This is a genomic window from Deltaproteobacteria bacterium (assembly GCA_016931625.1).
Lineage (GTDB): Bacteria > Myxococcota > XYA12-FULL-58-9 > XYA12-FULL-58-9 > JAFGEK01 > JAFGEK01.
This window is the reverse complement of record JAFGEK010000177.1, coordinates 1-9,397: the sequence shown is the minus strand read 5'-3', so window position 1 is coordinate 9,397 and position 9,397 is coordinate 1. Positions and strand designations below refer to the sequence as shown.

At 39.0% G+C, this 9,397-nt stretch carries 3 protein-coding genes and 1 pseudogene; 1 reads left to right on the top strand and 3 read right to left on the bottom strand.

Going from position 1 to position 9,397, the window contains the following annotated elements; genetic code table 11:
* Positions 1–58 precede the first annotated feature (58 nt).
* On the bottom strand, positions 59–712 hold the full coding sequence (locus tag JW841_15295; GenBank protein MBN1962299.1) for a hypothetical protein: 654 nt from the start codon (positions 710–712) through the stop codon (positions 59–61).
* A 159-nt stretch (positions 713–871) separates the two neighbouring features.
* Between JW841_15295 and JW841_15290 the strand changes: the two genes are divergently transcribed.
* A complete protein-coding gene (locus JW841_15290; protein ID MBN1962298.1) occupies positions 872–3,442 on the top strand; it encodes a hypothetical protein in 2,571 nt (856 codons plus the stop codon).
* A 6-nt stretch (positions 3,443–3,448) separates the two neighbouring features.
* Here the strand turns inward: JW841_15290 and JW841_15285 are convergent, their stop codons facing one another.
* Together JW841_15285 and JW841_15280 are read right to left on the bottom strand one after the other, a co-directional pair.
* Entirely contained in the window at positions 3,449–8,716 is a 5,268-nt protein-coding gene (locus JW841_15285; GenBank protein MBN1962297.1) for a hypothetical protein, read from the bottom strand.
* A gap of 240 nt (positions 8,717–8,956) precedes the next feature.
* Positions 8,957–9,127: pseudogene (locus JW841_15280) on the bottom strand (WG repeat-containing protein).
* Between the last annotated feature and the right edge of the window lie 270 nt (positions 9,128–9,397).

Genomic DNA, 9,397 nt, shown 5'->3' with positions numbered 1-9,397 from the left:
TTGCCAATTTTTGGCATCGCCGCGCTTTATGTGATCTCTTGCGCTCTGTATGATCGCTTTACCGCGCTTTTGAATGATCGTTTCCACAATCAACCGAAGCCGCAAAATCACGATTGTTTTTATGTTCGTCTTTATCACTATCATCTTCTTGCCAAAACAAAACCACTTTATCCCCACCCTTAAGTAACTCCTTAGTTAAAGGACCATATTCAAGTTTAAATTCTGTACGCATACCAACAGGCATACCAGATGGTGATTTTACACTTGATTCAATCTTTAAGGTGTTTTCAAATGTAATCTTTGAGCTTTTGGGGGGCACTATAGCCATTGGGGCATAGGGATATGTGGGGGTAATGCTGTAACCAACATTACCTCCGCCAAAAAGACGATGATAAAATACAGATAACTCTGGTGATTTATTATCTACTTTAAATTCAAAGTCGCCATTGCTAGCTATGGTCATCTCACCTTTATAAGTATATTCTTTAACGTCGTCATTGTCGCGGTCAACAATCCAAGAAAACACCGCTTCAACTTTATTAACCCCAAAACCTGTAGTTTTGCCTTTTATCGCTATAGGAGTAGTAACTTTTGTAACTTCGTTACTAATTACATTTAACTCAACTGTGGTAATGGGTATGGCAACCACACTTATTTGACTTGTATTGCCAATATCTATTGCCAAGGGACTAGGGTTAGTTTTTATTGTCATTTTATACTTAACCTAAGATGTGCGCCGATAATAAGTGCTTGATTATCTGCAAATTAGAGGTATTTGATGGTTAATTATTTTTACTTATTTTCTTTTAGCTTATTTATAACATCCAATACCTTTGCTACACAAGAGCAAGAGCGTGTAGTTAATAATTACATGGGCAGCTACAAGGGGCCATTGTTGGTACCACCCCAATTGCCCGAAAAAATGCCACCCAATTTTACGACCACCGATGTAAAATATCTGGTGCGCAATGAATTTGAAAAAGACATAGTAAAAAAAACTACCGAGCTTAATGCTAAGCTAAGCAAAAGCGACCCCCAAAATTACAACATTTTTTTAGCAGCGCTAAAAAATACTGCCATCTCTTGCGTTGATTCTTTAACCCCAGAGCTAAAAGAAAAATTAAAAACCTTTTCATTTTCTTACAATTTTAAACAGCGCGACTCCACTGTGCGCGCGGTGTCCAAAACTGTTAGCATCACAGATGCTTGTGTTGATGCAGTTTTTAGCCTGGTTGATAAAAACGGTATTTTCATTGGTGGGGCCATAACCGGCCAAACCGTTGTTGGCCAACTCAAACGTAAAGCTACTATTTTTAACCCAGGTATATTGTTTATATTAGAGCCACAAGTATTGCAAGCCTGGCCGGGCAGAGATGATGCACCTACGCTAGTACTTGACCCCCGCGATGGACCTTTTAGGGTGGCATTAGCCCATACTTTTGAAAAAGAAATAAAAACCCATAGCCAAGCCTTCAAACAAAAAAACACTGTTGATGTTGAAACCTATTTAAACTTTACCAACAACGGTCATTTTTTAATAGTTGATGAGTTTGGTGATGCCATGGGTTGGATTGATATGGATAAAGCGGCGTTTTTCGACCAAAGTATGATCCGTGAAGGTTTTATCAGCCGTGATTCTTATATTTATGGGGTGGCGGCTAAAGCTCATGGGGCGTTTTGGGACCATAGTGGTGAACGTGACCGCAGCGCTAAAAAAGATGAATGTGTTTATTTGCTCGCCCCAATTTGGGTAAATAATTATTTGTCTTTAGTCTCTCTTAAGGTGCAACCTAAGCCATGCACCAATATGGCTAAAACCCACCCTAAAACCATGCAAATCTATCAACTGCGCAATGTGGTTGGTCTTTTTCAAAAAGAAACAAGCGTAATTAAATACAAATGTGATATGCGTATAGAATGGCGACGCCCGAGTAAGCGCAAATGGAAAGTTGAAAATATTCATGGAACAATCGATAGAGATAGTTACTATAAACCTTATTACAATATTGATAGTCTATTTGAAAAAATTAATCTCGCAGACATTTATCAAAAACGTGGGGTTACCTTAGACATTAAACCAAAAACCAGTTACTACTTAAAAGCACTACCATCAGCATCAATTAAACCAGTGGCGCTGGCGCCAACGCCTCCTGCAGATTTATCGCAATTAACATACAAAGGCCCAATACTGCCTCAGCCTAAAATTATTGCGCCGCTGGCTGAGCCTAAAAAAACTCTGGTTAGTAAGTTGTTGCAATATTGGTTTACTGATCAAATTGACACGGAAAACCGCCGCCTCATTACTCGCTATAAATTTAATGACATAAAAAAATACAACGACTTTTTAGCTAAGCAAAAACATCTTAGTAATACATGCAGCAAAAAACTTAGCGATGAATTACAAAACCTTTTAGAAAAGTATCAACTAGCTAAAACTTTTACCGAGCGTGACCCCATACTACGCCAAGTGCAAAAAATTGCTACTGAGCAAGACGACGCGGCAGACTGTGTAGAGGCAGCATTTGCCCTAATTAACCAAGATGGTATTTTGCTAGGCGGTGCTACCATAGGGCAAACGCTCAAGGGTGAGCAAAAACAAAAACCAACTATTTACAACCCTGGGTTTGTGCATATTATTAAATCGCAAATGTTATATGCTTGGCCCGGGCGCGATGATGCACCAGTTAGAGTACTTGATCCCCGCGATGGCCCCTTTAACGTGGCATTAGCTCATACCTTTGCTGATACAGTAACTATGCATGGTGATAAGTGGAAATCCGAAGCAGAAACTAACCTTGTGTCACCACCTGTTATTAATGGCAAAGTAATTTTACCTGATGGTAAGTGGGAATCAGAAACAACCATTAATATTGACAAATATAAAAACTACACCCGCAATGATCACTTTTTATTAGTTGATAAAAATGAGAAACCTTTGGGTTGGATAAATATGGACAGCGTTGCCTTTTGGGATAAGCGTCATGATTATTATATGAATGAGTCGACTGAAATGTACACTAGTGGTGCTGCTTTAATGATTCATGGATTTATGTGGGTTCCTGAAGGCACATGCGATAAAGGGCAAATTTTTTATCCTCGTTGCCGTGTACCGCAAATGCATACTATCTTGGGTAATGATATGCTCTCGCAAGTAATGTTTGATACCAAGTTTGATAAAAATATTTCTTTTCGAAGTACGCCGCCAAAAACTGTATTGTTTGCTCGTATTGCAGAAGCGGGTATATACGAAACAAATAATAGTGATGTACAGCATATTGGCATATCGTATAGACCATGCATGAAAGATGACTTTTGCGTACATGGTCTGCCCAAACTCCGTGGGTATATTAAAGCAGATAGGTATAACAAACCATATTATTCATCTGATGGCGGCTCAAGCGCGCATTATCGGCATACTTTTGAGCAAATATATGGAGAATAATATTATTTAATTCTCTTCTGTGGTATAGGTAAAATCACATTCAAGCTTGTTTTCTACTTTAAAACCTAAAATCTTGTCATCTTTTTTAGCCGCCAGCTCAAAATGATAAGTGTTGCCTTTAATTAAGTGTACTAAAGCTAATTTAGCCGTATAAGTGCTGTTTAAATCGACATCACCAGAGACTATTACGATATTTTGCAAACAATCATCTAGCAACTTGCCTTTGGTTTTGCGCCAATTTGATTTTGCTTCAGTAATAGCACCTGTATCAGTTTTAGCAGTGATGCTTAGCGCAAGTGATTCCACATCACAACAATACACCGGAGCACTAAAATGCAAATAATTATCACCCATAGCCTCGGCCTCTAGTGGGCCTACAAGCTTTGGCGTTACATCAACATCTAGGGTAGCACTTTCTATCTGTATGCGCTCATCGTCAAATTGGGCATCAGGGTTAGTGGTTTTTAGTTCCACTTTAATTGGTGTGTTTTCCAGATAAATGGCTTGTCCCTTTTTATTTATTAAAGGTATGCTTATACTGCTTCTGGCGCCTCCCGAAGCACTCGAAGTATAGGTTGTGCCCACAGCCTCGCCAGCAATAAAATAAGTGGGCTTGGCATTTAGCCAATCGTTTTTAGCCCCCATCAAAGGGGCTAGCAAAACAAGGTTAGTCATACGCAGCATTGGTGTAATAGTGCCAATGCGAGGCTGTGCTAAGGTTTTAAATATATTGTCGGCCTTGGCGTGCAAGCTATCTTTTTGCTCAAGCTCTTTGGGTATATCTACCATAGCCGCTGTAGTGCCTTCAAAGTTTTCTGACGCATCGCCATTAAAAGCGCTAAAACTAGCTTTGATTAAAACACGCTCGTCTTTTGTCGGGTTGGCATCTTTAAGCACTTGATAAAAAGCTTCTCTGGGGTCAAAAACAAAATCCACCGCACCGGTAGTATTTAACTCAGGCTCGGTAATGCCCAAAACGAGCACTGTGGCTTTAGATTTTTTATGCGGCCAACGTACATCTAATCTTTGTTGCTCTACTAAATTAAATGCCGGTACACTTTTACCATTTTCTTCTACTTGCAAATTTTTGGCACAATCAGCAAATCTTTGCCGGGCTTGTTCGCGTGATTTGCCTTTTTTAAAACTCTCGCACGCCCCACAAACAATGGCTACTACTAAACCATTGGGGTCTAAAGCACACACTTTAATCCATTTGTGGCCACCCTTTTCTTTTTTATGGGCTACAAATAATTTTTCTAACCGCGCCACTAACTGGGTGTGCAAGTTAATCTGTTTTTTACCCACAACATCAGAAAATTGATTAAAAGAAAAATGGTCTTGTAGCTGAACATTTTTTACATCTTTACGTTTAATTTGTTTTATATAACCAGCTACAATCTCAGGTGTGTCGCCAAAAGAATTGCCATATATGGGTAAACATTGTTCAAGCTTTTTATATACTAGATCTTTGGGCTTTTGGTTATATGTGGCTTTAATGCTAAAGGTTTTTTTCTTAATAATATGTGTTTTTTTCTTGTATTCTTTTATGGCTTCGGCAAACTCAAATGCCACACCATCAACTTTAACTTCAGTAATAACTTTTTCAATTAAAGTTTTATATTTTGCATAATCTTTTATGCCTTGCGGCGGCAAAGAGTGGGGCTCAAACACAACTTCATTGCCTTGATTGGTTAAGCTTAGTACCAGCAGAGATTTTTTAAAGGATTGTATAAATAATTCTATTGCTATGCAAAGAGCAATGGCAATTTTGTCTTCTGATCCCTCAGCGGTAAAATAATTTGCTAAAGTAAAATTGTTGGTAACTTTAGTTACACCCTTTTTAAGATCGATAATATAGTTTGCACTATCACCATCAACTACCCAACTGCTGGCTTGGGGTATGTTGTTAGGTAAAGTAAATTTTGCATGCTCAAAAGTAAAATAGCCATTAAGCCTTTGTGGGCAACCGGTAGAAAAATGAAGCGTAAATTTGTAAAAACCGGTTTTATCATCTTTTTCAAACTGAAATAATTCATTGTTTTGTGGTGACATTAAAGCAATAGTAATAGGCAGGTCAGCTTCCGCCTGCTTTTCAACATTACCCTTATAGCCCTCTATCTTTAGAGTGTATTCTCCCCAAACTGGCAATGTGCGACTACTTGTAAGAACACCTTGTTCATATTTGCCTTTGTCAAATTGAAATTTTTTAAGTGGCGCTTGTTTGTCGTTGTTTTCGAGATTGATAATTAGTTCATTATTACTCCAACCGCACTCAATCACAATTGCCGTTATTTTTTGCCCTACAACATATGGGCCTTTTTGGCTAAAGCCAAAACCCCACATTACTGGGTCATGCTCGCCCTCGGCATCCGCATTTATGGGGTCACGCTTGTCTATTAGGCGATATTTTTGGTCTTTTATAACATAATTAAGCAACCATAAAAATGAAGTAGGATGTGCGTCTAATACTTCGGCACTGCCATTGTGATTGGCAATGGATGTTGTCGGCAACATAGCCTTATTGCCTTTAAACAATGATACTTCTTTGCCTTGTTTACCCACAATGGGTACTTCTTCGGGAGTGGCTATATCAATCTTTTTAATATTATTACACTGCGGTACCCCATACCAGCTAGTATCTAATACTTTTGCAGCAGCTTCATCATCTTTTTTAATTTCTTTTAACGTTTTAGGTAATAAATTAAGGTCACGTAATTTGGGTATTAAATCTTTAATGCCCCCTGGGCACCACTCTGATACATGTTGCAAAAACAAACCCCGCCAGCGCGCCCCAAATAAGCGCTTAGCCAAAGCAAGTTGTGCATCAAGATTATGGGCATCAAGTAAATTAAGATAAAAATTAGGGGTTACTATTTTAATGGTTTCGGTAAGTGCTGGCACAAGCAAATCAAGTTTTATCTCTTTGGCCTTAAAATCACTTTCGCTAAGTTCTTTTTCAGTTATAGCAAAATATTTATTGGCGTCGGCATCGGCAACCGATGCAAAATATTGCACCTTAAGCATGTAGGGCATAGGACGTTTGCTATGGTTTTTTACCGGATATTTTGTAGTATCGATTTTTATATTTAAAGGATAACACTGCACTTTAAGATCAATTTTTTTGTATTTTTCTATCGTAAATTCAGGCTCTAAATATTGCGGCTCTTTTTGGGGGCGCTCATAAAAGCACGCTTGTTCATGCATAAACTTTTGTAATTTTTGCGCCATAATATCTAGTGAATATTTTTTGTCGGCCGCTAGACATACAACATTGACGTGTTTTTGATCTTCTTCTGGCAATTTATCGGCCAATAATTTTTTGGCCTCATCAGCATCAACTAAATTGTCTTTTTTATCGGCGCCAGTTTCGACAATATCAGAGGCTTCAAGCACCAATGTAGATGAGGCATAATTTAATAACTCTTTAAGCGCCGACTCACTATTGGCCGGAGCAAATACCTCCCAATGCAAGGCCCCGTGAATAGTCGTGTTTTTTTCGTCTGCCTTGCCTTTTACTACACCTAGTATATCACCATGATTCACTTGCAATAAAGGTGCTGAAAAAGTGACCACTGCACCATGTTGCAAAGCAGCAAATCCTTGCGCTAAATCTCCTGGTGGTTTTTTGACGTAACCAAGAGCCAGTTGTCCTTGGTGCAAATCAATATCTTTTGATTTACTCAAATCAGATAATGAGTCATGCACTGACGCTTTACTGTCACTTTTAGGGTTAACAGCCTTGTTGGCCCACATAATTTGGCCAAAATTGCCATCGTTGGTATTAAGATTCACTACCGCAGCATAACGGGCCAAATAAAACTGTTGCAACCAGGGTACATCTTTATAAACATCGCTTAATGTATTAGGCCAATCAGTCGGCATCATATGCATATACAGAGAATAAAAAGGCAGACGCTCACCGACATCTTTTTGGTTTTTAGCATCAAATTTTATTATATCGTGGCGCACCAGCACAAAGCCGGTGTCGTGCTGTAAAAATTTTTTAGTTTCACTTTTAGCTGGGCTTTTAGAGATGCGTGCAGCTACGATGTAACCTGGCGCCATTGAGTGCACAAAGGCTGCCGCCTTGCTTTCTTCCTTGCTTGCCTTTTTGTCTTCGTCCTTGCTTTTCTCAGGCACTGGCCAATGCACCCCACCATGTAAAGCCCGGTTGATGCCTAGGGGATAAAAACCAGTATTTGCTGCTTCAACTTTATAATAACCCGCTGCTACACTATCAAGCACACTAATATCTTGCTGAAACGGAAAACTTAACCCCCCACGAACACCTTTGCTAAGTACTAATCCGGCTGTATCAGGGGTTTTTATATGACGAATAATAACCTTGCCCCCTATATAGTTATTGCATAAGTCATCAAGCCAAATTGCTTGTTCATTTGGTTGATTGGTATTGCGCATAAACAAACCTTTGACGCGCATTAAATATAAATAACCCTTACCAAACGTCCAATCACCGTTAATAATAGGTATGACAAAATGCTTTTGCTCATCGAGTTGGCCTAATATTTTAAGCGCCTTATCGGGGTTTTCATGAAGGGGGGTTAAACGAGGCCCCTTATACATTTTTGGTCGAGAAGGGTCGGCAATTAAAAACCACAGTTTTTGCGTGCCATCTATGTCGCGCATAACACAATAGCCCGCAATAGCGATAATATGACCACCATAACTATTTGACAAACCAGTATACAAAACTATGGGGTTGTTATCTTCAAGGGCTGAGATTATAGGTGCAAAGGCATCCGTTTGGCCTTTAAAAGAAGAAAGTATCGATTGGGCTGCACTCAAACGTTTGGCGTTGTTTTGTTCTTTCGGCAAATAAACCGGCGTGACTATTTCCATACCTTTTATAGACTCAAGCAAAGCAAAAGGAGAGCACGACGAACCCGACATTGCCACCGCATCTTTAGACTCAGGGTGGCGCAAATCCATATAATCAGAGCCACTAGAGCCACGCCAATGAGTAATGTAGTCGGTTTTAGCGTTTACTTTGCCAAATACACGTTGATAGTAATTCCACACCATTACTGCCGAAGTGCGACCGCACCATTTATCAATATTGGCTATGGGATTATGTTGGCCCAGCAGAGGCACCTTTAAAAAATGATGCTTATCGGTATATTGCAGGATTTCATTAGGAATAGTGTACTTATCTAAAGGGTAAATACGCTTTATTTTGGAAGCAGTGTCTTTAGTTGTATCTTTGGGCTCAAGTAGGTGGTCAGCATCAACAAACCCATCATTTTCACCGCTCATTAACCGCCCCCGGTTATTAATTGGCTATGTATAAACAAAAATATACTCATATATCAAATAACATGTGTTTAACTTTTGGATGTAGTAAATAATAAGTGATTGGTGATTTACAATTTAGAGGCCCTTAGTGGTTATGAATTTTACATATTTATTTCTATCTGTAATAAAACATTTAGCCTCTAGCGGCGCATAAAACGACATGCGTATTGCCAGCCCCCGTGGAGTAATGAAGCTAACTTATCACTTTATAGTTTGTTTTTTTTCTCTTTCCAGGGATAAACAACAACCCTTTTTTTTTATAAAACATTCTTCACCATTTAATTTAACTCGCGCAAGACCATCCTGAAACGAATATGCTTCATCAAAGATAAATGGAATAGTGACATCACCTTTATTGTTTATATATCCATATTTACCGTCAAATTGCCAAAGCTACCTAAATGACTGCGATATAATATGATAAGACTGCGAGGCTCTTCACTAATACTGCGTCCCGATATAGTTGTAGTATGCAGGGCTTTTTTAGTACCGCTACCGTTACGCTTAGCAAACTCAAAGCCTAATTCTTGGGATAACTTGGCGGCAATCTTTTTATTTTTTTATATGCATCTGCTGATTTAAGCCATACATTAGCGGTATCTGCATTGCGGTAGTGATACCAAGGAGGCTCTTTATTAGCAT